We start from the raw sequence: 21,789 nt of genomic DNA, 5'->3' as shown, positions 1-21,789 counted from the left end.
TATTCAATAGCTACTCACGCATGATTAACGGGGGTTAGCGCCTTATTTTTCATAAAAAATTCAATCAGGTTGTCCGCCGCCAAGTTAGCCATGGCCAAGCGTGTTGGCATGGTGGCGCTGGCAATGTGGGGGGTCAGCACCACGTTCGGAACCGTCAGCAAGTCGGGATGCACGCTGGGCTCGCCTTCAAACACATCGAGCCCGGCGGCGGCGATGGTCTTGTTGCGCAAGGCGGCGGCCAAAGCGGCGTCATCCACAATGCCGCCGCGGGCAATGTTGATGAGCGTGGCGGTGGGCTTCATTTGCGCCAACTCTGGCGCACCAATGGCATGGTGCGAGGATGCGGAGTACGGCAGCACCAGGACCAGATGGTCCGCGGTTTTAAGCAACTCTTCTTTACTGACAAAACTGGCTTTGCATTCCGCCTCGGTGGCGGCGTCCAGGCGGGAGCGGTTGTGATAAATCACCTTCATGCCAAAACCAAGCGCCCCGCGTCGGGCAATCCCCTGCCCGATGCGGCCCATGCCCAGAATGCCGAGCGTGCTGCCGTGAATGTCGGAGCCGGCCAACATGTCGTAGCTCCACCGGGTCCACTGCCCGGCCCGCAAAAAATGTTCGGCTTCGGCCATGCGGCGCGCCGTGGCCATCAGCAGGGCAAAGCCGAAATCGGCCGTGGTCTCGGTCAGCACATCGGGCGTATTGGTGCCCAGCACGCCCGCCGCGGTCATGGCGTCGAGATCGAAGTTGTTGTAACCCACCGCCATGTTGGCGCAGATTTTCAAGGACGGGCAAGCGGCCAACAGCGCAGCGTCAATCCGTTCACTGCCGGTGGTGAAGACGCCCTGCTTGCCTTGTAATTTGGCAATCAGCTGCACAGGGGTCCAGAGTTCATCGGTCTGGTTCGATTCGACATCAAAGTGCTGGGCCAGTTTGGCAAGTACTTCAGGAAAGACGGCACGGGCGACGAGGATTTTGGGTTTATTCATGGAAGCTTTCTTTAACGGAACCAAATGAAGGTCATGAGGACGAACAACGGAATCAGGACCGCACCCGACCACGCCATATAACCAAAGAATCCGGGCATCCGGACGCCCCGGTCTTCAGCGATGGCCTTGACCATCAGGTTGGGGGCGTTGCCAATATAGGTATTGGCGCCCATGAAGACGGCGCCCGCTGAAATGGCGGCCAGGGTGGGTGCCAGCGTATTCATCAGCACCTGGGGGTCGCCGCCCGCCGTGTTGAAGAACACCAGGTAAGTGGGCGCGTTGTCGAGGAATGAACTCAGGGCGCCAGTGGCCCAAAAATACATGGCCGGGTCGGGCGTGCCGTCAGGCCGGGTGACGGCCGCAACAATCGCGCTAAACGGCCCGTTGACACCAGCCTTGAGCATGGCAATCACGGGAATGATGGTCAGGAAAATACCAGCGAACAACTTGGCCACCTCTTGCATCGGACCCCAGGAGAACTGGTTGTCCTCATGCACTTGCTGGGGCGTGAGGAGGAGCGACACCAGCGTCACAACGATCAAGCCCGCGTCCCGCACCAGTCCAGGCAAGCCGAGCTCGGTGCCCCACAGATGGAAAACCACGGCTGATTTCCATAACCCACTGAGCAGCACCAAGGCCGCAATCAGACCCAGCAGCCAGAAGTTGGCTGCACCCTCGAAGCCGATGCGGCTGTTGTCCGGTGTCGGGTCCACTGGCCGGATATCCTCGCGCCGGTGGTAGTACCCGCTGTCCAGCACAAAAAACAGCGCCAGCAGCGTCCCCACCAGAAACAGCGTTTCCGGAAAGATGTGCCGCACGGTCCAGAAAAAATCCACGCCTTTGAGGAAGCCCAGGAACAGCGGCGGATCACCCAGCGGCGTCAGCGAGCCACCGGCATTCGACACAATGAAGATGAAAAACACCACCACATGGGCGGTATGCCTGCGGTTGTCATTGGCGCGGATCAACGGGCGAATCATCAACATGGAGGCACCCGTGGTGCCCATCACGCTGGCCAGCACCGCGCCAATCGCCAGGATGGCCGTATTGAGCCCCGGACTACCGTGCAGGTTGCCCCGAATAAAAATGCCACCAGCTACCGTGAACAAGGCGGTCAGCAGCAGGATGAACGGAATGTACTCGGCCAGCAGCGCGTGCCCTAAATTGGCCCCGACCACCGCCGGGCCAAACACCACAGCAAACGGCAACAAAAATGCCAATGCCCAGGCGGCGATCACCTTGCCAAAATGGTGGTGCCAGAAGTGCGGTGCGAGCAGCGGCACCAGGGCAATCGACAGCAGGATGCCGGCAAACGGCACACCCCACAGGGGCGAGAGCTGGCTGCCGTCCAACTCAGCGGCACGAGCCAGCCCCGGCAGCGCGAACACGGTGGCCGCAGCCATCCAATGTGCAAATTTCATATAGTTGTTTCCAAAACGCAAGGCCGGCTAACGCGAGGCGTCAGGCCGGCGGAAGAATATCAAACACCTGGCGCAAATAGGCCAGGTATTTTTCATCGTCACACATATCCTTGGACGGTGTATCGCTGAGTTTGGCGACCGGCTGGCCATTGCAACGCACCATCTTGATGACGATTTGCAGCGGCTCATAACCCAGGTCATTGGTCAGGTTGGTGCCGATACCAAAGGCCAACTGGCAGCGCCCTTGGAACTGCTGGTAGAGCTCGATGGTGCGCGGCACGGTCAACGCGTCGCTGAATATCAGGGTTTTGGTTCGCGGATCAACCCGGTTTTTAACGTAATGCTCAAGCATGCGCTCGCCCCACAGGAAAGGGTCGCCGCTGTCATGCCGGGCACCATCAAACAGCTTGCAGAACAGCAGGTCAAAGTCGCGCAAAAAGGCACTCATGCCGTAGACATCGCTCAGGGCAATGCCCAAGTCGCCCCGGTATTCTTTCGCCCATGACTCAAAAGCATAGATCTGGCTGTCACGCAAACGTGGGCCTAGCGCCTGGCAGGCTTGCAGGAACTCATGCGCCATGGTGCCCAGTGGCGTGAGGCCCAGGTGCATGGCAAACCATACGTTACTGGTACCGGCCAGTTGACCCGCCGCGCCGGTGGCATGGCCAGGACTCTGACCGGTACCCAAACGAGCGGCCAGCACACGCAAGACTTCTTCATGCCAAGCTTTTGAAAACCGGCGGCGCGTGCCGTAATCGGCAATTTTCAGATCACTTAAACCGTCTGCACGCAACTGCTCAATCTTGACGTCCAGCCGTTGCCGTCCCTCCATCAGATCCGGCTGTTTTTGTGTATTGCGAAAGTAGACCTCGTTGACGATGGCCAGCACCGGAATCTCAAACAGGATGGTGTGCAGCCACGGGCCCCGGATGGTGATGTCGATCTCGCCCGAGGGCAAGGCGGTCACGGCGATGTATTTTTCGTTGAGCTTGAACAGCCCCAAGAAGTCGACAAAGTCGCTCTTGATAAAGCGCATCGACTGCAAATAGGCCAGCTCGGCATCCTGAAAATGCAAGCGGCAGAGTGCGCCGATTTCATCGCGAATTTCGTTCACATGCGCGGCCAGGTTATGTGCAGCCTGACCGGAAGCGGGATCAATGCCCGGGTTGCGGCACTTGAACTTGTATTCCACCTGCGCACCCGGGAACTGGTGCAAGACCACCTGCATCATGGTGAACTTGTAAAGATCGGTATCGAGAAGGCTGGTGATGATCATGCGCAAGCTTTAAGAGTGATGTTGCCCCGCCACCCGCGCAAATAACCGGTCTGCGCGGTCGGGCCAAAGAAAAAACGACTCACCGGGTGAGCGCCCTCAATCCAGCCAGTGCGTGAACTCTTCCGCCGGCACGCGGGGCGTGTGAAACGTATTTACCACATCGGTTTCATCGGCATAGCCCAATGCCATACCGCAGACCAGCATTTCGTCCGCGCCTGCCCCGATGTGCGGCAGGATGATTTTGGCAAACCCGTTCCAAGCCGCCTGTGGGCAGGTGTGCAGACCGCGGCCGCGCGCCGCCACCATGATGTTTTGCATGAACATGCCGTAGTCCATCAGCGAGCCCCGACCCATGACGCGGTCCATCGTGAACATCAGGCCGACCGGCGCATCAAAGAACTTGTAATTGCGCTGATGCTGCAAATGCATCTTGTCCTTGTCACCCTTGCCAATGCCCAGCAGACCGTACAGGCCCCAGCCGTTCTCGCGGCGGCGATCAATGTAAGGGCTGACCCATTTTTCGGGGTAGTAGTCGTATTCTTCGCGGTAATCAGCGGCCAGCGCCGGGTTGGCACGAATTGCATCGTGAGTGGCGCACACCTTTTCGCACAAGGTATCGCGGCTGGCGCCCTGCAACACATAGACCTTCCACGGCTGGGTGTTGGTGCCCGATGGTGCCCGACTGGCCACCTGCAGCAACTCGGTGAGAGTCTGACGCGGAACAGGCTGCGGGGTAAAGGCACGGGCGGACATGCGCGAGGTGATCGCCACATCCACAATGGTTTGGGTCATACAAGGGTCTCCAGAACAGTTTTTAGATTGAAAGGCAAAGGCACCGGCCGACGCGTTTGCTTGTCGACATACACATGGATAAAGTGGCCTTTGGCGGCGGTGAGCGGTTCGCCTTGGGCAAACAGACCGATTTCATAGCGCACGCTGCTGGAACCCAGCCGGGCCACACGAATTCCGGCCTCCACCGTCTGCGGAAAAGCCAGTGGCGAAAAATAATTGCATTGGGTCTCAATCACCAGACCGATGGTTTCACCGTGGTGAATGTCGAGCACGCCCTGCTCAATCAGGTAGGCGTTCACGGCGGTGTCAAACCAGCTGTAATAAACCACGTTGTTGACATGGCCGTAGGCGTCGTTGTCCATCCAGCGGGTACCCAACGTGCGAAATACCTTGTAGGCAGTGCGCGGCTCGGGTTGCGGTTTTTCAGGTTTGATTTGCGTCATGTAGTCTGATTTTGCCAGTGCGCCAGTGCAAAGCATTCAAGCGGCCTTCAAAGCCTGCCAACGCTGCCAATACGCGAGCGCGACACGGTAGGTGTTGAGCTGGATTTGCACCGTTTCTTCGATCTTCACCCCGTAGCCCCCCGCCATGACGAAAGCCAGCGGAATGTGCCGGGCAAAGCACCAGTCAAACACCCGCCGATCGCGCGCTTCCAGACCGTCAGCACTGAGTTTGAGCCGGCCCAGACGATCCCCCTCAAACGGGTCAGCTCCGGCCAGATAGATCACCAGCCCCGGATTGAAACGGTTGCCCAGCTCGTCCAGCGCACGCTCAAGCGCCATCAGGTAGTCGACATCACCACATCCATCGGCCAGCGGCACATCCAGATCACTGCATTCTTTGCGAAACGGAAAATTCTTGTCCCCGTGCAGCGACAGCGTGAACACACTGTCATCACCCTTGAAGATGTGCGCCGTGCCATTGCCCTGGTGAACATCCAGATCGATCACCGCCACCTGCAGTGGCGGACGCAGAGCCGCATCGGCGATGCCCGCAGGGTGGAAGCCAGTTTTGCGGCCCCACTCGGCCTGCATCAACCGCGCGGCCACCGCCACGTCGTTGAAGACACAAAAACCACCACCTTTGTCCGCGTAGGCATGGTGCGTGCCGCCGGCCAGATTGGCGGCAATGCCGTCCACCAAGGCGCAACGCACCGCCGCCACCGTCGCCCCGACAGAGCGGCGCGAGCGCTCCACCATGGCAGTGCTCCAGGGAAAACCAATCTCACGCAGGGCCGCGGCGTCCAATGTGCCGTCTGCGATTGATGCGACATAGGCCGGGCTGTGCGCCAGTGCCAACTCGCCATCACTGGCACAGGGTGCCGCCATCAATTCAACGGCTGGAAAATCCCGCGTCAAGTGATCGCGCAGCATGCCGTACTTGGCCATAGGGAAGCGATGCCCCGGCGGCAGGGGCAAGACAAAATGATCCGAGTAAAAAGCCTTCATGACGCTATTGTGTCGGAGCTAGCCGAGCGCCCTTTTCTAGAATATGCGGTCTAATATGTTGCATCGCAATAAAAATTGCTTGCAGTGTTTCGGGATCACCCTATAATTAATTCATGCTGCACTGCAACATAAACCAAGTCACAGCAAGGTTTCGGCGCAGATACTTTTTTACCTCACATTCATTGGAGATATTTATATGTTGACCGTCGAACAAATTATGGCTTCACAAAAAGCAAGCATCGAAACTCTGCTGGGTTTGACTTCCAAAGCGTTTGAAGGCGTTGAGAAGATTGTTGAACTCAACCTGACCGCTTCCAAAGCCGCTCTGGCCGAGTCCGCCGAGAATGCCAAAGCCATGTTGAGTGTGAAAGATGCACAAGAATTGATGGCCCTGCAATCGGCCATGCTTCAGCCTTTGGCTGAAAAGACCGCTGCTTACAGCCGTCACCTGTATGACATCGCCTCTGGCTCTACCGCTGAGTTGAGCAAGGCGCTTGAAGGTCAAACTGCTGAAGCACAGAAGAAGTTTATGGGCTTGGTGGACACCGCTGCTAAAAATGCTCCCGCTGGCTCGGAGTCTGCTGTTGCCGTGATGAAGAGCGCGGTGGATGCTGCCAACAACGCACTGGAATCGGTGCAAAAGGCGGTCAAGCAAGCGACCGAAGCTGCTGAAACCAATTTCAACTCGGCTACCGCCTCCGCTGTGGATGCGGTCAAGACTGGCGCTAAAAAGCGTTAATTGATTACATTGGCATGATGTATCGCAGAGACAAATTACTTTATGTTGCTTTGCCTCTACCAAATCAGGGAAAACCCTGAGATACTTCAGCCAAGTTAGATTTTTTAGAAACGCCTAGTTTCTACAGGTTGTCTCCTCGGGTCCTTTCGAAACCTTCAGGTTCAGGGATCCCTTAAGGGCTGGTCGCAAGATCAGCCCTTTTTTTATCTGTGACACCCTCGCCTCCCGGATCGGCATGTGAATCAACGCGGCCCCCAGCGCCAGCACGATGTCGGCATACCAGATCCAGTTGTAATTGCCAGTAGCCTCAAACACCCAGCCGCCGAGCCAGGCCCCCAAAAAGCCTCCGTGGCATAAACCAGTGACAACAGCGACTTCATGCGCCAGCGTCCAACTGCCCAGCCCATGGCGATGCTGCCCACGATATTGAAAACCCCAGCATGGCCAGCGACTAGGCGCCAAACTGCACCGGCAAGCCGCACGCGGCAATCACCCCTGGCAGATGCGTGGCCAAGAAGGCAACGTGAAAGCCGCAAACAAAAAATCCGGCCGCCAGCATCAAATAACTCGGATGGTGCAGGGCATCCCGGATGGCGTCGAGCACCCCCACTGGTTTTTGCCCGGCGGACGCCGACTGCGCAGAATTACCTTTAAGCAAGAACGCAGCAGGCAAGGGGACGATTTCTGGATGCCAGTGGGTTATTCAGCTGTTTCACCCGTTGTGGAGTTCGCCAAAAGCACCAGCGATTCATCGATCAAGGCGTGCAGTGCCAACATGCGCGGCATACCCAGCAGACGGTTAAGACTGGTCTGCGCCATTTTCCAATGCCGCTGGGCTGCCTGGCGTTTCTCGCAACCGGCCGGCGTGATAGTGATCAGGCGACTGCGCCCATCCACCCCTTCACCCAGTTGAACCCAGCCAGCGGCGACCAGTGGTTTGAGATTGCGCGTCAGCGTCGACGCTTCCATTTTCATGGCCTGCGCCAGATCGCCGGGCCGGATCGGACCCAGTTTGAGCACATGAGACAAGAGTGAATACTGGGTGGTCTTGAGTCCGGCCTGGCTCAGCTCAGCGTCGTAATGCTGCGTGATGCGCCGCGTCAACTGACGCAGCTTGAGATTGGTACAGCCCTGCAACTTAGCCGCAACGACTGCTGGAGGGGAAAGTTTGTTTTCGCTCATAATTATCATTGTAGATACAATAATTGCATATACAAATTTAACGGTAAAGTGAAAGCCATCATGACCAAACCCAACCACCTTGACGCCTGGATTGCCCAGGAGCAAACCATCCGGACGACAATGGACGCCGGTGCCGGACCCGGCGTTGCCCGGCCCGATCAAATCGCGGGTAAAACCGGGCTGGAGTTGATGCAAGCGATGCTGCATGGCGAGTTACCTTACCCACCCATTGCGCAAACCCTGGACTTCACCCTTGTGGAAGCGGGACACGGTCACGCCGTGTTTCAAGGCACGCCCGGGGTGGCTCACCTGAACCCGATGGGCACGGTACACGGCGGCTGGTTTGCCACCCTGCTCGATTCGGCTTTGGGCTGCGCGGTGCACACCCGCATGGCGCCTGGCCAGGGCTACACCACGGCCGAGTTGAGTGTGAACATCGTGCGCGCCCTGACGCCCAAGGTCACGCGGGTACGCGCTGAAGGCAAAGTCATTCACTGCGGGCGTCAATTGGCCACAGCAGAAGCCAGGCTGTTCGGTCCGGACGGCACGCTCTATGCCCATGCCACCACGACCTGTCTGGTGTTTGAGTTTCCGCCACAATCAACCACATGAGATTTCTTCACACCATGCTGCGCGTTGGCAATCTTCAACGCTCGATTGACTTCTACACCCAGGTGCTGGGCATGAAACTGCTTCGCACCTCGGAAAATCCGGAGTACAAATACTCGCTGGCCTTCGTCGGCTATGGCAGCAATCCGGAGCACGCCGAGATTGAACTCACTTACAACTGGGGCGTTGATTCGTACGAACCCGGTACGGCCTTTGGCCATCTGGCACTCGGCGTACCGGACGTCTACGCAGCCTGCGAAAAAATCTGGGCCGCTGGCGGCAACGTGACGCGCGAGGCCGGCCCGGTCAAGGGCGGCACCACCGTGATTGCCTTTGTGACCGACCCCGATGGCTACAAGATCGAACTGATTCAGCGCGCTGAACAGGCAACGGGCACCGGCCTGCGCTGAACACGGCGAGTTGAAACTGCAACGTGCAGCCGCTTATGGGGAACCTCTAAATGTCTGTCTTCTTCGACATCACCCACACCACCCATTACCGCTACGCGCAGCCGATAACGTTAGGCATGCACAAGGTGTTGTTTCGCCCGCGCGACAGCCATGACCTGCGGGTGCTGGCGACCGACTTGCAAGTTTCGCCCGCGCCAGTGAACATTCGTCTGATCCAGGACGCCTACTCCAACTCGGTGGCGCTGATACAGCCGCAAAGCCCGGCCAGTGAACTCAAAATCGTGTGTTCGTTTTCGGTCGAACACACCGGCACACGTGCGCTCGACTTTCCATTGAGTCCGCGAGCACAGACCTTTCCGTTCGATTACGACGCCGAGGAACAGTTGGTGCTTGCGCATTACCTGACACCGTATTACGACGACCCCGACGGCCAGCTGCTGGCTTGGGCAAACCAGTTCACGGTCGGCCAGGATGTGATCGGCACGCGTGAACTGCTGGTAACGATGACGCAATTCATTCGCGACACGATGCAGTACCAAGCCCGGTTTGACGAAGGCGTGCAAACACCGTTCGATACGCTGCGCATGCAAAGTGGCACTTGCCGTGACTTTGCGACGCTGATGATTGAAGCCGTACGCCGGCTCGGTTATGCGGCCCGATTCGTCTCGGGCTACCTGTACTCGCCGGGGCTTGACAGCGGCACAGACATCGCCAGCAGCCCAGGCTCGACACACGCATGGCTGCAGGTCTACCTGCCCGGAGCGGGCTGGATACCGTTTGACCCCACCAATAATCTGGTCGGCGGCAACAACCTGATTCGTGTCGGCGTGGCGCGACACGCCAGTCTGGCGTCGCCGGTCAGTGGCTCATGGAACGGTTCCATCGAGGACTACCTGGGCATGGAGGTGGATGTACAGGTGCGAAAAATAATTCCCTGAGGCGCTCAAGACCTTATTTCTTTAAATTCAGGGTGTCGCGTGCGAGCTGCGTGATGCGCGCCCAGTCGCCTTGCATCAAGGCGTCCGCAGGCACCAACCAGGAGCCACCCACACAAACCACATTGGGCAGCGCCAGAAAATCGGGCGCATTTTGCAGCGTGACGCCACCGGTTGGACAAAACTTAACGTCAAAAAATGGGCCGCCCCACGCCTTCAACATGGCCGCGCCACCGGCTTGCAGGGCCGGAAAAAACTTCAGTTCGGTGAACCCATCCTCCTGCGCCATCATGATCTCGCTGCCGGTCGCCACGCCGGGCAACAAGGCCAGCCCGGCATCGCGACAGGCCTGCCCCACCGCCGAGGTGTAACCGGGGCTGACCGCAAAGCGGGCACCGGCCATGGCGGCGGCCTGCGCATCGGCCCGGGTGCGCACCGTGCCGGCGCCCACGACGGCTTCCGGCACTTCTTTGGCAATGGCTTCAATGCAGGCCAGCGCCTGGGGCGTACGCAAGGTCACTTCCAGCATGCGAATGCCACCGGCGACCAGAGCACGCGCCATGGGCACGGCGTGGGCCACGTCATTCAAAACAATGACCGGAATGACCGGGGCGTCCTGCATCACTTGCAGGGATGACAACTTTGAATTTGTAATCATGAACTTTCCGACTAAACAACAATAGGGAGCGGCTGACTCAAAGCCAGCTGCAGGCGCCTTCTTCGGCCGCCAAGGCATTACGGCGCATATTGGCAAACAGCTCGCGGCCCATGCCAAGGCCATTGGCAGCGCGTTGCGCCTCGGGCATGGTGGCAAGCTCACGCTTGGCCCATTCGTCAGCGGCGACCCGCACTTCCAGCGTGCCCGTCGTGGCGTCCAGACGAATCACATCGCCGTCGCGCACCTTGGCCAGCGGACCGCCGGCGGCGGCTTCGGGCGAGACGTGAATGGCAGCCGGCACCTTGCCGGAAGCGCCACTCATGCGCCCGTCGGTGACCAGCGCGACCTTGAAGCCCTTGCCTTGCAACACGGCCAGCGGCGGCGTCAACTTGTGCAGCTCGGGCATGCCGTTGGCGTGCGGCCCTTGCCAGCGCACCACGCAGATGACGTCCTGATTGAGTTCATTGGCATTGAATGCCAGGTGCAGTGCGTCTTGCGAATCAAACACCCGGCATGGCGCCTCAATCACATGCCGATCGTCCGGCACCGCAGACACTTTGATGACGCTGCGCCCCAGATTACCTTGCAACAACATCAGACCCCCGTGGGTGCTGAAAGGCGCACTGGCCGGCCGCACCACGGTGTCATCTTTGCTGGCGCCGGCATCGACCCACTGCAACGCGCCACTCTCGGTGTTCACGGCGGGAATGCCGGTGTATTCACGCAGACCGCCGGCCCGCACCGTCAGCACATCGGCGTGCATCAGCCCCGCGTCCAGCAACTCACGAATCACAAAACCGGGGCCGCCGGCGGCCTGGAACTGGTTCACATCCGCACTGCCATTGGGGTAGACCCGGGTCAGCAAGGGCACCACTTCCGACAGCGCGGAGAAATCATCCCAGTCAATCACGATGCCGGCCGCACGGGCCACCGCCACCCAGTGAATCAAATGATTGGTGGAGCCGCCAGTGGCCAGCAAGGCGACCATCGCGTTGACGATGCAGCGCTCGTCCACCACTTGCCCAATCGGTGCAAAGCGACGCGCCTTGGTGATGTCGAGCACGGTGCGCACGGCTTCACGCGTCAGCTCGTCACGAATCGCGTTACCCGGATTGACGAAAGCGGTGCCTGGCACATGCAGGCCCATGGCTTCAAGCAGCATCTGGTTGCTGTTGGCGGTGCCGTAGAAGGTGCAGGTGCCTGCGCCGTGGTACGCCTTGGACTCGGCCTCCAGCAATTCAGCCCGCCCTACCAGGCCTTGCGCGGCCTTCTCGCGCACCTTCGATTTTTCGTTGTTCGACAGGCCCGAGGTCATCGGGCCGGCCGGCACAAACACGGTCGGCAGGTGGCCAAAATGCAGCGCACCAATCAGCAGGCCGGGCACGATCTTGTCGCACACGCCGATCATCAGCGCGGCATCGAACACATCGTGACTCAGGGAGACGGCGGTGGCCATGGCGATGACGTCGCGCGAGAACAGGCTGAGTTCCATGCCCGCCGTGCCTTGCGTCACGCCGTCACACATCGCCGGCACACCGCCAGCGACCTGGGCGGTGGCCCCCAGTTTGCGGGCTTCCACTTTGATGATTTCAGGGTAATGCTGCATCGGCGCGTGGGCCGACAGGATGTCGTTGTAGGCGTTCACGATGCCGATATTGGGTGCGCGTTCGGCCACCACGCGGAATTTGTCATTGATCGGGAGCGCGGCAAACGCGTGCGCCACGTTGGCACAACCCAGCCGTTCGGCACCGGGTTTGCGCTGGGCGGCCAGCGTCAGGCGTTCAAGGTAGGCGCTGCGGGTTACCCGGCTGCGTTCGCGGATGCGCGCGGTGACGGCCGCTACGGTGGAATGGAGTTGCATGGTGTGTTTCACCTTCTGACGAAAAGTTGGTAACTAAATTACGAACACTATGGTAACCCGTAACGACGCTCAATAGGGCCATTGGCTGTTACCAGATGGTTACCAAAACTCAAGCGTCGCACTGATTTGACCGGTCGTCGGGTTGCGCGGTCGTTCGGATTACCCTACATTCTCAGTTCGCACTTCAACCAACGGAGACTCCCATGATTCGACTCATTGCCCCTGTGGCCGCCGCTTTGTTCGTGACTGCCTGTGCCAGTACGCCCACTGGCCCCACCGCCTCGGCGCAGTTGATGACCACCCAGGGCAACGCCGTGACGGGTCAGGTTCAATTCACCCCCAAAGGTGACAAGGTGCTGGTCACGGGCGAGGTGCGAGGGCTTCAACCCCATACCGAGCATGGCTTTCATGTGCATGACAAAGGTGATTGTTCCAGCGGCGACGGCATGAGCGCGGGTGGCCACTTCAACCCCGACGGCAAAGCACACGGAGCGCACGCTCAGCCTGAACACCATGCCGGGGACCTGCCCAGCCTGAAAGCTGACGCCAACGGTACCGCCCGCATCAGCTTCGAGTCCGCCACGCTGTCTGTCGGCAGCGGCAAAAGCGACGTGCTCGGGCGTGGCCTGATCGTGCACCGTGATCCCGACGATTACAAAACCCAGCCCACCGGCAACTCGGGCCCGCGCATGGCCTGCGGCGTCATCGCCAAAAACTGAACTGAAATCTAATCCGCAGGCGCCACGCAACGGCGGCCCGGTCCGGCATCTGCCTATACTGACCTTATGACTTCCATTGCCGATCTCCGAAAAAGCTACGAACGCGCTGAATTGAATGAAGACGCGTCGCACACCAACCCGCTGCTGCAATTTGAAAAATGGCTGAAAGAAGCCATCAGTTCAGAGGTTCCCGAACCCAATGCCATGACGGTGGCCACGGTGGCCAGCAATCTGCGGCCCAGTACCCGCGTGGTGCTGATCAAGGGCTATGACGAAAACGGCATCACCTGGTTCACCAACTACGACAGCCGCAAGGGCCAGGAACTGGCCGGCAACCCTTTTGCAGCGCTGCAGTTCCACTGGGTGGAACTGGAACGGGTGGTGCGCATTGAGGGTGTGGTGGAGCGCGTCAGCGCGCAAGAGAGCGACGAGTACTTTCACAGCCGACCGCTCGATTCCCGGATCGGCGCCTGGGCCTCGCCACAAAGCCAGGTCATCTCGGGACGGGGCGTGTTGGTGGCCAATGCCGTCAAATACGGCGCCCAGTTCTTACTCCATCCGCCTCGTCCGCCGCACTGGGGTGGCTACCGTCTCAAACCCGACAACTGGCAATTTTGGCAAGGCCGCAAGAGCCGGCTACATGACCGGCTGCGTTATACCTTGAGCCCTGCCAGTGACAGCGCGCAAGGCAATGAACCGGTGTGGATTCGCGAACGCCTGGCGCCCTAAGTTAGGCCAGCACCGGGCGCTCAGAAGCGCCCAACCAGCGCCATCACCAACGAAACGGTCAGTATCGCCAGCCCGGTGGACACCGCCATACTGGCCGTCACCAGGTCTTCTGCCACCTCGTAGCGTTGTGAAAACATGAACACATTGGCGCCCGTGGGCAAAGAGGCCGCCACAATCATGACGGTTAACGGCAGCCCACTCAAGCCCAGCGACCAGCTCAGCGCCGCTACCAGTGCCGGGAACAGCAGGTTTTTAATCAGGCTCAAACCAAGGGCGCCCTTGAGATGCGGCCCCACCCGAATGCTGGTGAGCGTCACCCCCACCAGCACCAGTGCCAGCGGACCAAAAGCATTGCCCAGCAACTGCAGCGGCCGGTCCAGCACCGCCGGAATCAGCAAGCCAGTCTGCGCAAACAGCAAACCCAAGATGATGGGCAGCGGCACCGGGTGAATGATGCCGTTGCGTACGGCGCCCAGCACCGTCAGCAGCATGTGCCGACCGCTGCCGGCGCCAGAGGCTGCTTCCTCGCGTGCTACCGCCAGCTCCAGCACGACAGTTGCCAGGGTCAGCAGCACCAGTGAGTGCACCGAGATCAGGGTAAACAGGGTCACCAGCCCGGCATCGCCATAGGCCAGCCCGACCAGCGGAATCCCGATGGTCACGGTATTACTGAAGGTCGCCGCCAGCGCCAGTACCGTGGCCCGGCGTGTCAGGCCCTGCCAGACCAGCATGCCACCAAACAGCAGCGCCGCCACCACAAAGTACATGGCCACAGGCTTGAAGTTGAGTTGCTCGACGTGCACCGTGCTCATGGTGCGAAACAGCAGCGCAGGGGTGAGTACCATGAACACCAGGTTTGACAGGTCTTTTATGGCCTCAGCCCTTATCCAGCCTGCGCGACCAGCTATAAAACCAATAGCAATCAAAAAGACAACAGGAAGCAGGGCTGACAAGACAGGATTGTTCACGGCAATTGGGGCGGTAAATGGGGAAGTGCGTTTCAGGCTCTTGCAGCCTGCGTGGCGCACGGAAGAACCCGGGGCAATTGGTTTGGACTAAGGTGACGAGATCGTTGGCCAACAGCCACTCAAGCGGCAACCCCAAACAAGGCGCCAACCCCCGCGGTCAAGGCCATGGCCAAGGCGCCCCAAAAGGTCACCCGCACAGCCGCCGTCAGCACCGACGCGCCGCCGACGCGCCCCGCCAGCGCGCCCAAGAGCGCCAGAAACAGGAGCGAGCTGCCTGCCACCGCCCCCATCAGCACAGAGACCGGGACCAACAGCACAACCAGCAGCGGCAGGACCGCCCCCACAGAAAAAGTAGCCGCCGACGCCAGGGCGGCTTGCACCGGCCGGGCGGTCAAGGTCTCGGAGATACCTAATTCGTCCCGCCCATGGGCGCCGAGGGCATCGTGCGCCATCAACTGGGTGGCGACCTCGGAGGCCAGCCCTTCATCAAGCCCACGCCCCACATAGATGGCCGCCAGCTCCTGCTGCTCGTGCACGGGATCCGCTGCCAGCTCCTTGCGCTCCCGGTCCAGATCGGCGTGTTCGGTATCGGCTTGCGAACTCACCGAAACATACTCACCGGCCGCCATCGACATCGCCCCCGCGACAAGGCCGGCAACGCCCGCGATCAAAATACTTTGTGAACTCGCGCCAGCGGCCGACACGCCCAAAACCAGGCTGGCCGTCGAAACAATACCGTCATTGGCGCCAAGAACCGCCGCACGCAGCCAGCCAATGCGGTGTGTTTTGTGTCGTTCGATGTGTCGCATCAGGTCGATTCTGTTTAAAAGATGTGAAGCGCAGACTGTACCGAAAATCGCACGGCGACTGGCACGCCAGCAAGTTGACGGCCCCGGGACAGGCGATGCTGGAGCGGGAGTCTGAGGTGCAAAGGGTGAATATATCGCACTCGCCATGTGCTGCGGCACAGGCCAAATCGTCATCGTCGCTGGCCATGGCTTATGGCAGACGAGCCGAAAAAAACTGCGCCAGCCCTCTCGCATTTGGAGAGCGCCAGCGCGCGCGTGAGACTACACGCAACGACTGACCATCGCCCAAGCGGGCAATATCAGCCTCAAACGATCAAAGGCCAGCGGCCTTGGCGTCTTCTTTCATTTTGCGTTTAAAGAAGGCGATGAACCAGATGCCCATACAGATCATGAACACGATGCCGGCCACACTCATCAGGCCATAGTCGGTGGAAAAAAGATCGGTGAGTGCCTTCATGATGACAGTCCTTTAAAAGTTATGAATGGGCGGCCTTGTGACAACCCCCTGATGCGACTATCACCGAGAGGTTCCGGTTTGGATATGACCTGGATCAACCACGCTAAAGATAAGGTCTCTTAAGGTTAAAAACTGACCTGCAACCCGACCTTCACGCTACGCCCTGGCAGCGGGGCCTTGCCTGCGGCCGTTTGGGTCAGGATGGAACTGGCCGAATAAGCCAGCGTGTCACTGAGGTTGTCGAGCTTGGCAAACCAAAGCAGGTTGGCAGCCCCCGCCTTCACGCGGTAACCCAGCGACGCATGCCACAGGGTATAGGCCTCGGTCCCTAACTGGCCGCTGGGTACGTCGGTTTGCGCGGTTGAATGGCTGGCCCCCAAGCGTGCGATCCATGGACCTTGCGCCCACAGCAAGGTGGCCCCTGCGCGGGCCGGGGCAATGCGGGGCAGCGGCTGGCCGGTGCTGAGGTTCACGGCATGCACCAGGTCGCCGCGCAATTCCAGGTCCAGGGTCTGGCCACTGTCCAGCAGTCGCACACTGCCACTGGCTTCCAGCCCGGTGAAGCGGGCTTGCACCTGGGTGTAGGCGTATTCAGGCAAGTCCGCCCGACTGTTGCCGGTCGCCTCCTGCGCGATGTAATTGTTGAACTGATTCACAAAGGCGCTGACGCCGAAGCGATGGGCGCCATGCCGCCAGTTCACGCCCAGGTCCAGGTTGCTGGATTGCTCCAGCGCCAGATTGGCGTTGCCCACTTCGTAGGTGTGGGTGGCGAGATGCGCGCCGTCCGCAAACAACTCATAGTCCTTGGGTGCACGCTGGGTGTAGGCCCAATTGGTGCTGAGTTGCCAGCCCGGCACCACGTTCCACAAGGCGCCCAGCGCGTAACTGCCCGGCGTGAAGCTGCGGCTGGCCGGCGCAAACCGGGCCAGTACCGGATTACCCAAAGATTCAACGTTGACCGACTCCAGGCGCGCGCCAGCACTTAAGCGGCCCCAGCCGGTAGCCAGTTCTTCGTAGGCAAACAGGGCAGTCTGGCGGGTTTGGCTGTAGGGGGCAAAGGCTTCCTCACCATCGGCAGAAAAACGCGAGGTATCGCTCTGCAAGCCCAGCACCCCGTCGAAGGCGCCCAATGGGGCGTGGCGCGCTTCCAGCCGCAGGTCGGTGCCGTTGTTTTTGAACACGGTGCCAGCGGTGGCACCTTCATATTCGGTATGTTGGTAGACACTGTGGCCCAGCTGCCCTTTGACACGCTGAAACCAGCCACTTAAATCCCGAACTTCGCCTTCCAGGGCATAACGATCTGATTTCATGCCGATCGTCACCGCGTCTTCCGCCACCGTACCGTAATCACTCTGGAAACTGCTGACCGACGCGCCCAGATAACCCTGCTTGAAAAACACCGAACCGCCAACGGCAGCGCCCCGGGTGTCGCTGGCCGAATTGCAGATCTTGTTCGCCGAGGAGGCCGCGCCGGGCTTGCTGCAAGCCAGCGTGACGGGCACGGAGACGTCACCGCTTGTACGGTTAAACACATCGGCGTGCAGGGCGTAGCGATCCGTACCGCCTTCCAGCAAAAAACCACCGCCCTGCTCGTCATTGCCGCTGGTCAAGCCCACGTCCACTTTGCCGGTGATGCCCCCGTTGGCGTCAAACATGGCTTCGCGCGGAATGCGGTTGTCAATCACATTGACCACGCCGCCGACGGCACTGCCGCCGTACTGCAGGGCGCCGGGACCGCGCAGCACTTCAATGCGTTCAATGCTCAGCGGGTCCACCGTGACCGCGTGGTCGTAACTCAGGCTGGAGGCATCCACCACGGCGCCGCCATTGTTCAAAATGCGGATGCGGTCGCCGTCAAGCCCGCGAATGATGGGGCGGCTGGCGTTGGGGCCAAAGTAGGTGCTGCTGATCCCGGGCGTGCCATCGAGCGTTTCGCCCAGCGTGCTCTGGGTACGAAATAGCAGCTCAGCCCCCGCGTACTGGGCAACAGGCGCTATCAGGTCAGTAGCACCCAAGAGATTCCCGGTGACCGTGATGGGGGCCAGCGTGGCAGCGGGCGAGGTTTGGCCGAACACGGCGGCCGCAGAGAGGGAGCCCAGCGATAGCAGGGCAAACGATAATTTTTTCATGAAAGGTCCGTTGAATCGAAAAGACATGCGCACCCGCCAGCAACCAGCCTGGCAGGCAGCGACTTCAAAGTGAGAGATTCAGCGAACCGACGGCGGGCCGCGCGCTTGAAACAGCGCGTGCCAGCGGGCCACCGCCAGGCCCGGGAGAACAGAGAAAATAAACGGCGTTAGAGCCAGCGGCAGCGCCAACACCAGCACGCCCGGCATGGCGTCACAGTGGCTGGACTGGTCGTAGAGGCGGCAACCCGAATCGCCGTCTTCGCTGCTGTGGCCACTGAACAGCCGGTCTAGAAAACGGTCAGCGCCGTGCTCAGCGTCACCGACCGCGTGAACCACCTGCGCGGCATGCCCGCTGGCACCCGACGGCGCGTGCACGATGCCGTGCAACAGTCCAAGACTTTGACTCAACAGCAAGGCAAGCGCGAGCACACCGGCCCGAAGCGGCGCCCCATGCAGCAGCAACAAGCGTTGAAGAGTCAAAACAGGCGCTGCCTACTTCACACTGACGGCGTCGGTGATGCGGTAGTACAGGCCGTAGGAGTCATCGTTCAAGACGAGGAACTTGCCTTCCACCGTCACCGGCTCCATCGAGTATTTGACCGGGGTTTTGGTTTTAACTTCCACCATGCTCTCCGGCCCACCCGGCGTGCAGAAGGAACAGGTCAGCGGCACCGAGCTGAGCAAAAAATGCTTTTGCTTTTCGCCCGGCTCCAGCGGCATCATGAAGCCCTGAATGCGCTGGGTTTTCTGGTTCAGCGCCACGACCGAGGCCGGAAAAACGGGTAGCAGGCGGTTCTTGACCGCTTTGGTCTTGACCTCGGTCAACACGGACCAGGGCAGCACATCCGCCCGCTCCGGCAAGGGGGCGAACGGGCTGTTGGGGCTGTGCACACCGGCGCCACTGCCAGCCGGAATGCCGCCCGCAGCCGGCGAACCGGGCTGTGCCAGCCCGCTCAAAGGCAAAAGGCCGGCGGACAGAGAAAGAACAAGTGCAGCCAACTGAACAGAAACAGGTTTCATGGAATATCTCCCAACAATCATTTGATCTTAGTGCTCGTGCTTCATGCCGCAAAACTTGCCGATGGCCAAGCCTTTGCAGGAGGCCTGTAATTCTTTTTCACAAACCTCGTCCTTGTTGCCCGCTTCCAGACACTTGGCCGCCGCTTCATGGGCGGCCGCCATGGCCCGGTGACGGGCAATATCGTCCTTCGCAGCCTTGTCGAGCTGGGTTTCAGCCGCTATTGAAACAGTAGCTGTCAGCGCAATAGATACGAGGGCCAGAAGCATTTTTTTCATATATTCACCTTGATTGAAGAAGTTCCAGCACACTGACCCGATAGGCGCCCAGCGTCGGCAAAATGGCCGCCGCCAGGGACACCCCAAGCGCCATACAGGGCACCACCAGCAATTCCGGCGGCCACACCAAACCGCCGATGAGCAAGGAGTTGTCAAGCTGCAGCAGCCAGCCGATCAAGGCGGCCAGCGCCTGCCCGCCGGCCAGACCCAGCCCTGCCGCCAGCAACCCCAGCCACAGCGCCTCGGCCATCAGCAGCGTAGCGACTTTGGACGGTGGCGCACCCAACATGCGCAACAGCGCCAAATCGGCCCGGCGTTCCCTGACCGCGTTCCACAGGGCAATGAACACGCTCAAGCCCGCCGTCAGCAACAACACCCCGGCAAAGGCCCGCAGCACATCGGTGCCAATACCCAGCATGCTCAACAGGCGCGTGATCTCCAGCGCCGGCGCCGCCGCCTGCATCTCGGTACTGGTATTGATGTAACGCGGAAAACTCATCGCAGCCAAGGGGGTTTTGTAGCGGATGAGGGCCAGGGTGACCTCGCGCTCGTCTTCCATGATCTGGCGGTCCTCCGCATCGACAGCGGTGTAGTCTTCGTGCACTTTCCAGACCGAGGCGGTGTCGGTCAGGATCAGCCGGTCCAGCACGCCGCCGTTGGGCGCCAAAATGCCGACCACCACATAGTGACTGTCGCCATGGGTGTGGCCACCGGCGCCCAAACCGTGCGAACCGACAAAGCTGTCCCCCAGCACCAAACCGAGCTTGCGGGCCGAGATGGCGCCCAGCACCACCTGCATCGGCGCATCCCACAGGCGGCCCTGCGCCAGCGTGGCCTGGTAGTTCGTCAGGTAGTCGTGCGAGGTGCCGACGATGCGAAAGCCGCGCAAGTTATCGCCCAGACTGATCGGAATCACGCTGGCCACCTGCGGATGTTTTTCCAGCGCCTGCACCGCCTTGAGCGGCACATTGCCCGGCGGCACATCAAGGTGAAACACGCCCGACAAAATCAGTTGCATCGGGCTGCCTTTGGCGCCCACCACCACGTCGATACCGGCCAGATCCCGGTCAAAGGCCGTGTTGAGCTGGTGGCTGACCAGCAGCAAAAAGGTGATGGACGCCAGCCCCAGGCTCAGCAGCAGCAGGTTCAGCGCCGCGCCCAGCGGCCGCGACCAGAGATAGCGCCAGGCCAGAAAAATGGTTTTCATGCTTCTCTTTTCATAGCTTGTTGCGCAAGAGCAGCAAGGGCTGGAAGCCGATTTGACCCTTTACATCAGGCGGAATCAGCGCCGCCACACGGGCGTCATGGGTGGCAATCACCAGGGTGGCACCTTGTGCGCGGGCCGTGTCAAGCAGCAGGCCCACCGCATCGGCGGCGGCCTCATCGTCCAGGCTGGCGGTAGGCTCGTCCGCCAGAATGATGCGCGGCTGCAGCAGCACGGCACGCGCCAGTGCCACGCGCTGCGCCTGGCCGCCCGAGAGTTGCGCGGGTTTGCGCCGGGCCAGTTCCTGCACGCCCAGCGCGCTCAGGGCGGCATGGATACGCGCTCGGTCTTCGCGCTGGCCGCTGGCCCATTGCGCGAGGGCCAGATTCTGCTGCACATCGAGCGCGGCGCTCAGGTGCAATTTTTGCGGCAAAAAGCCGATCGTCCTGGCCCGCCAGGCATCTGCAGTTGCGTTTTTAAGTGCGTTCAGCGGCTGATCAGCCACCGTCAGTTCACCCGCCGTGGGGGCCACCAAGCCGGCGACCAGCGCCAGCCAGGTCGATTTACCGCAGCCCGAGGGGCCGCGCAGCAGCACCACGGCACCCTGTGCCACATCCACATCGGGAAAGTTCAGCGTAGGGCCGTTGGGGTACTGGTAGCTGAGTTGACGGGTGCGGATCATGGGTGGCCGCTCGTTGCGCAGTCGGCACACACCCCGCGCAACGATAGATCCATGCTCACGCCCTGATAACCCAGGGTGCGCAGTGCCTGCAGCGCCGCTTGCGCCGCTTTTTCCAGATCGCCGGCGTTGCCCTGCAACTCACCCGACAAAGGCCGGTCACGGTGACAGCTCTGGCATTCAAAGTGCGGGATGGACTGCAGGCTTGCCGGCATCGCCTGGTAGCGGCGCACCCGGTTGGCATCCACCCGGCACAGCAGCAAGCCGACCTGAGTGAGCCGGTCAATCAGGCGGTACAGGGTCACCCGGTCCAGTGCCAGCGTGCTGTCACCTTGCAGCGCCGCCTGCAACTGGGCGTGGGTGTAGCTGATCTCGGGGTGCGCCAGCAGCCAGCCCAGCACCATGCGCGCCGCGCTGGTGCGGCGCAACCCGTGCACCGTCAGCAACGCATCAATAGGATCGGTCATTGGTTTCAGTGATGC

At 60.5% G+C, this 21,789-nt stretch carries 25 protein-coding genes and 1 pseudogene; 6 read left to right on the top strand and 20 right to left on the bottom strand.

The window, feature by feature from the left end; genetic code table 11:
- Positions 1 to 14: 14 nt before the first annotated feature.
- The 6 genes from HHJ17_RS16490 to HHJ17_RS16465 form a co-directional block, all read right to left on the bottom strand.
- Positions 15 to 986, bottom strand: coding sequence for a D-glycerate dehydrogenase (locus tag HHJ17_RS16490; RefSeq protein WP_296506532.1), 972 nt, complete (start codon positions 984 to 986; stop codon positions 15 to 17).
- Positions 987 to 997: 11 nt separating this feature from the next.
- Positions 998 to 2,407 (bottom strand): sodium:proton antiporter, encoded by a 1,410-nt coding sequence (locus HHJ17_RS16485; RefSeq protein ID WP_296506531.1) that lies wholly within the window; start codon positions 2,405 to 2,407, stop codon positions 998 to 1,000.
- 40 nt (positions 2,408 to 2,447) lie between these two features.
- Entirely contained in the window at positions 2,448 to 3,683 is a 1,236-nt protein-coding gene (gene pncB, locus HHJ17_RS16480; protein WP_296506529.1) for a nicotinate phosphoribosyltransferase, read from the bottom strand.
- A 96-nt stretch (positions 3,684 to 3,779) separates the two neighbouring features.
- On the bottom strand, positions 3,780 to 4,475 hold the full coding sequence (locus HHJ17_RS16475) for a nitroreductase (protein WP_296506527.1): 696 nt from the start codon (positions 4,473 to 4,475) through the stop codon (positions 3,780 to 3,782).
- Positions 4,472 to 4,918: a thioesterase family protein gene (locus tag HHJ17_RS16470; protein ID WP_296506525.1), complete on the bottom strand. Its 447-nt coding sequence runs from the start codon at positions 4,916 to 4,918 to the stop codon at positions 4,472 to 4,474. Before HHJ17_RS16470 ends, HHJ17_RS16475 begins: the two co-directional genes overlap by 4 nt.
- A 36-nt stretch (positions 4,919 to 4,954) precedes the next feature.
- Complete coding sequence (locus HHJ17_RS16465; protein ID WP_296506523.1) at positions 4,955 to 5,923, bottom strand: histone deacetylase; 969 nt, start codon at positions 5,921 to 5,923, stop codon at positions 4,955 to 4,957.
- A 196-nt stretch (positions 5,924 to 6,119) separates the two neighbouring features.
- Here HHJ17_RS16465 and phaP point away from each other — a divergent pair, with 196 nt between their 5' ends.
- Positions 6,120 to 6,662: a TIGR01841 family phasin gene (gene phaP, locus HHJ17_RS16460; protein ID WP_296506521.1), complete on the top strand. Its 543-nt coding sequence runs from the start codon at positions 6,120 to 6,122 to the stop codon at positions 6,660 to 6,662.
- A gap of 216 nt (positions 6,663 to 6,878) precedes the next feature.
- On the opposite strand, the pseudogene HHJ17_RS16455 reads toward phaP, so the two are convergent.
- A pseudogene (locus HHJ17_RS16455) lies at positions 6,879 to 7,344 on the bottom strand (hypothetical protein); the annotation flags it as partial.
- 17 nt (positions 7,345 to 7,361) lie between these two features.
- The gene (locus HHJ17_RS16450) at positions 7,362 to 7,844 is read right to left on the bottom strand and encodes a MarR family winged helix-turn-helix transcriptional regulator (protein WP_296506519.1); all 483 of its coding nucleotides are present in this window, start codon (positions 7,842 to 7,844) and stop codon (positions 7,362 to 7,364) included.
- 60 nt (positions 7,845 to 7,904) lie between these two features.
- Between HHJ17_RS16450 and HHJ17_RS16445 the strand changes: the two genes are divergently transcribed.
- The 3 genes from HHJ17_RS16445 to HHJ17_RS16435 are packed head-to-tail and all read left to right on the top strand — an operon-like array spanning position 7,905 to position 9,801.
- A complete protein-coding gene (locus HHJ17_RS16445; protein WP_296506518.1) occupies positions 7,905 to 8,456 on the top strand; it encodes a PaaI family thioesterase in 552 nt (183 codons plus the stop codon).
- Complete coding sequence (gloA, locus tag HHJ17_RS16440) at positions 8,453 to 8,863, top strand: lactoylglutathione lyase (protein WP_296506517.1); 411 nt, start codon at positions 8,453 to 8,455, stop codon at positions 8,861 to 8,863. The genes HHJ17_RS16445 and gloA overlap by 4 nt, the downstream gene beginning before the upstream one ends.
- Before the next feature lie 50 nt (positions 8,864 to 8,913).
- Positions 8,914 to 9,801, top strand: coding sequence for a transglutaminase family protein (locus tag HHJ17_RS16435; RefSeq protein ID WP_296506515.1), 888 nt, complete (start codon positions 8,914 to 8,916; stop codon positions 9,799 to 9,801).
- Positions 9,802 to 9,814: 13 nt separating this feature from the next.
- On the opposite strand, the gene eda is transcribed toward HHJ17_RS16435, so the two are convergent.
- Entirely contained in the window at positions 9,815 to 10,456 is a 642-nt protein-coding gene (eda, locus tag HHJ17_RS16430; protein WP_296502874.1) for a bifunctional 4-hydroxy-2-oxoglutarate aldolase/2-dehydro-3-deoxy-phosphogluconate aldolase, read from the bottom strand.
- Between the two features lie 37 nt (positions 10,457 to 10,493).
- Complete coding sequence (gene edd, locus HHJ17_RS16425; protein WP_296506513.1) at positions 10,494 to 12,317, bottom strand: phosphogluconate dehydratase; 1,824 nt, start codon at positions 12,315 to 12,317, stop codon at positions 10,494 to 10,496.
- A 203-nt stretch (positions 12,318 to 12,520) separates the two neighbouring features.
- Here edd and HHJ17_RS16420 point away from each other — a divergent pair, with 203 nt between their 5' ends.
- Together HHJ17_RS16420 and pdxH are read left to right on the top strand one after the other, a co-directional pair.
- The gene (locus tag HHJ17_RS16420) at positions 12,521 to 13,036 is read left to right on the top strand and encodes a superoxide dismutase family protein (RefSeq protein ID WP_296506512.1); all 516 of its coding nucleotides are present in this window, start codon (positions 12,521 to 12,523) and stop codon (positions 13,034 to 13,036) included.
- A 66-nt stretch (positions 13,037 to 13,102) separates the two neighbouring features.
- Positions 13,103 to 13,765, top strand: a complete 663-nt coding sequence (gene pdxH / locus HHJ17_RS16415; RefSeq protein ID WP_296506510.1) for a pyridoxamine 5'-phosphate oxidase — start codon at positions 13,103 to 13,105, stop codon at positions 13,763 to 13,765.
- A 20-nt stretch (positions 13,766 to 13,785) separates the two neighbouring features.
- Here pdxH and HHJ17_RS16410 read toward each other — a convergent pair whose 3' ends face one another.
- From HHJ17_RS16410 to HHJ17_RS16365, 10 genes are all read right to left on the bottom strand, one after another.
- The gene (locus tag HHJ17_RS16410) at positions 13,786 to 14,733 is read right to left on the bottom strand and encodes an AEC family transporter (RefSeq protein WP_296506508.1); all 948 of its coding nucleotides are present in this window, start codon (positions 14,731 to 14,733) and stop codon (positions 13,786 to 13,788) included.
- 119 nt (positions 14,734 to 14,852) lie between these two features.
- A complete protein-coding gene (locus tag HHJ17_RS16405) occupies positions 14,853 to 15,542 on the bottom strand; it encodes a VIT family protein (protein WP_296506507.1) in 690 nt (229 codons plus the stop codon).
- A gap of 313 nt (positions 15,543 to 15,855) precedes the next feature.
- Positions 15,856 to 15,999, bottom strand: coding sequence for a DUF3149 domain-containing protein (locus HHJ17_RS16400; protein WP_296502860.1), 144 nt, complete (start codon positions 15,997 to 15,999; stop codon positions 15,856 to 15,858).
- Positions 16,000 to 16,124: 125 nt separating this feature from the next.
- Positions 16,125 to 18,128 (bottom strand): TonB-dependent receptor, encoded by a 2,004-nt coding sequence (locus tag HHJ17_RS16395; RefSeq protein ID WP_296502858.1) that lies wholly within the window; start codon positions 18,126 to 18,128, stop codon positions 16,125 to 16,127.
- Positions 18,129 to 18,206: 78 nt separating this feature from the next.
- On the bottom strand, positions 18,207 to 18,608 hold the full coding sequence (locus tag HHJ17_RS16390) for a hypothetical protein (protein WP_296502856.1): 402 nt from the start codon (positions 18,606 to 18,608) through the stop codon (positions 18,207 to 18,209).
- Positions 18,609 to 18,620: 12 nt separating this feature from the next.
- Positions 18,621 to 19,148 (bottom strand): DUF3299 domain-containing protein, encoded by a 528-nt coding sequence (locus HHJ17_RS16385; RefSeq protein WP_296502853.1) that lies wholly within the window; start codon positions 19,146 to 19,148, stop codon positions 18,621 to 18,623.
- Between the two features lie 27 nt (positions 19,149 to 19,175).
- Complete coding sequence (locus tag HHJ17_RS16380) at positions 19,176 to 19,424, bottom strand: hypothetical protein (protein ID WP_296502852.1); 249 nt, start codon at positions 19,422 to 19,424, stop codon at positions 19,176 to 19,178.
- A gap of 4 nt (positions 19,425 to 19,428) precedes the next feature.
- Entirely contained in the window at positions 19,429 to 20,631 is a 1,203-nt protein-coding gene (locus HHJ17_RS16375; RefSeq protein WP_296502845.1) for an FtsX-like permease family protein, read from the bottom strand.
- Between the two features lie 10 nt (positions 20,632 to 20,641).
- Complete coding sequence (locus tag HHJ17_RS16370) at positions 20,642 to 21,310, bottom strand: ATP-binding cassette domain-containing protein (protein WP_296502841.1); 669 nt, start codon at positions 21,308 to 21,310, stop codon at positions 20,642 to 20,644.
- Positions 21,307 to 21,774, bottom strand: coding sequence for a Fur family transcriptional regulator (locus tag HHJ17_RS16365; RefSeq protein ID WP_296502839.1), 468 nt, complete (start codon positions 21,772 to 21,774; stop codon positions 21,307 to 21,309). The genes HHJ17_RS16370 and HHJ17_RS16365 overlap by 4 nt, the downstream gene beginning before the upstream one ends.
- Between the last annotated feature and the right edge of the window lie 15 nt (positions 21,775 to 21,789).

It is taken from the genome of Rhodoferax sp. (assembly GCF_012927445.1).
Taxonomy (GTDB): Bacteria; Pseudomonadota; Gammaproteobacteria; order Burkholderiales; family Burkholderiaceae_C; genus Rhodoferax.
The sequence above is the reverse complement of the archived record's forward strand: the minus strand, read 5'-3'. Positions and strand labels throughout refer to the sequence as shown.

Excerpts from the sequence above, each read along its gene's own strand:
- HHJ17_RS16435 (WP_296506515.1), top strand. The coding sequence starts at position 8,914 with ATGTCTGTCTTCTTCGACATCACCCACACCACCCATTACCGCTACGCG.
- pdxH (WP_296506510.1), top strand. The coding sequence starts at position 13,103 with ATGACTTCCATTGCCGATCTCCGAAAAAGCTACGAACGCGCTGAATTG.
- HHJ17_RS16385 (WP_296502853.1), bottom strand. The coding sequence starts at position 19,148 with ATGAAACCTGTTTCTGTTCAGTTGGCTGCACTTGTTCTTTCTCTGTCC.
- HHJ17_RS16450 (WP_296506519.1), bottom strand. The coding sequence starts at position 7,844 with ATGAGCGAAAACAAACTTTCCCCTCCAGCAGTCGTTGCGGCTAAGTTG.
- gloA (WP_296506517.1), top strand. The coding sequence starts at position 8,453 with ATGAGATTTCTTCACACCATGCTGCGCGTTGGCAATCTTCAACGCTCG.
- HHJ17_RS16470 (WP_296506525.1), bottom strand. The coding sequence starts at position 4,918 with ATGACGCAAATCAAACCTGAAAAACCGCAACCCGAGCCGCGCACTGCC.
- HHJ17_RS16445 (WP_296506518.1), top strand. The coding sequence starts at position 7,905 with ATGACCAAACCCAACCACCTTGACGCCTGGATTGCCCAGGAGCAAACC.
- HHJ17_RS16490 (WP_296506532.1), bottom strand. The coding sequence starts at position 986 with ATGAATAAACCCAAAATCCTCGTCGCCCGTGCCGTCTTTCCTGAAGTA.
- eda (WP_296502874.1), bottom strand. The coding sequence starts at position 10,456 with ATGATTACAAATTCAAAGTTGTCATCCCTGCAAGTGATGCAGGACGCC.
- HHJ17_RS16375 (WP_296502845.1), bottom strand. The coding sequence starts at position 20,631 with ATGAAAACCATTTTTCTGGCCTGGCGCTATCTCTGGTCGCGGCCGCTG.
- HHJ17_RS16395 (WP_296502858.1), bottom strand. The coding sequence starts at position 18,128 with ATGAAAAAATTATCGTTTGCCCTGCTATCGCTGGGCTCCCTCTCTGCG.
- HHJ17_RS16365 (WP_296502839.1), bottom strand. The coding sequence starts at position 21,774 with ATGACCGATCCTATTGATGCGTTGCTGACGGTGCACGGGTTGCGCCGC.
- HHJ17_RS16370 (WP_296502841.1), bottom strand. The coding sequence starts at position 21,310 with ATGATCCGCACCCGTCAACTCAGCTACCAGTACCCCAACGGCCCTACG.
- HHJ17_RS16475 (WP_296506527.1), bottom strand. The coding sequence starts at position 4,475 with ATGACCCAAACCATTGTGGATGTGGCGATCACCTCGCGCATGTCCGCC.
- edd (WP_296506513.1), bottom strand. The coding sequence starts at position 12,317 with ATGCAACTCCATTCCACCGTAGCGGCCGTCACCGCGCGCATCCGCGAA.
- HHJ17_RS16420 (WP_296506512.1), top strand. The coding sequence starts at position 12,521 with ATGATTCGACTCATTGCCCCTGTGGCCGCCGCTTTGTTCGTGACTGCC.
- HHJ17_RS16380 (WP_296502852.1), bottom strand. The coding sequence starts at position 19,424 with ATGAAAAAAATGCTTCTGGCCCTCGTATCTATTGCGCTGACAGCTACT.
- HHJ17_RS16465 (WP_296506523.1), bottom strand. The coding sequence starts at position 5,923 with ATGAAGGCTTTTTACTCGGATCATTTTGTCTTGCCCCTGCCGCCGGGG.
- phaP (WP_296506521.1), top strand. The coding sequence starts at position 6,120 with ATGTTGACCGTCGAACAAATTATGGCTTCACAAAAAGCAAGCATCGAA.
- HHJ17_RS16485 (WP_296506531.1), bottom strand. The coding sequence starts at position 2,407 with ATGAAATTTGCACATTGGATGGCTGCGGCCACCGTGTTCGCGCTGCCG.
- HHJ17_RS16400 (WP_296502860.1), bottom strand. The coding sequence starts at position 15,999 with ATGAAGGCACTCACCGATCTTTTTTCCACCGACTATGGCCTGATGAGT.
- HHJ17_RS16405 (WP_296506507.1), bottom strand. The coding sequence starts at position 15,542 with ATGCGACACATCGAACGACACAAAACACACCGCATTGGCTGGCTGCGT.
- pncB (WP_296506529.1), bottom strand. The coding sequence starts at position 3,683 with ATGATCATCACCAGCCTTCTCGATACCGATCTTTACAAGTTCACCATG.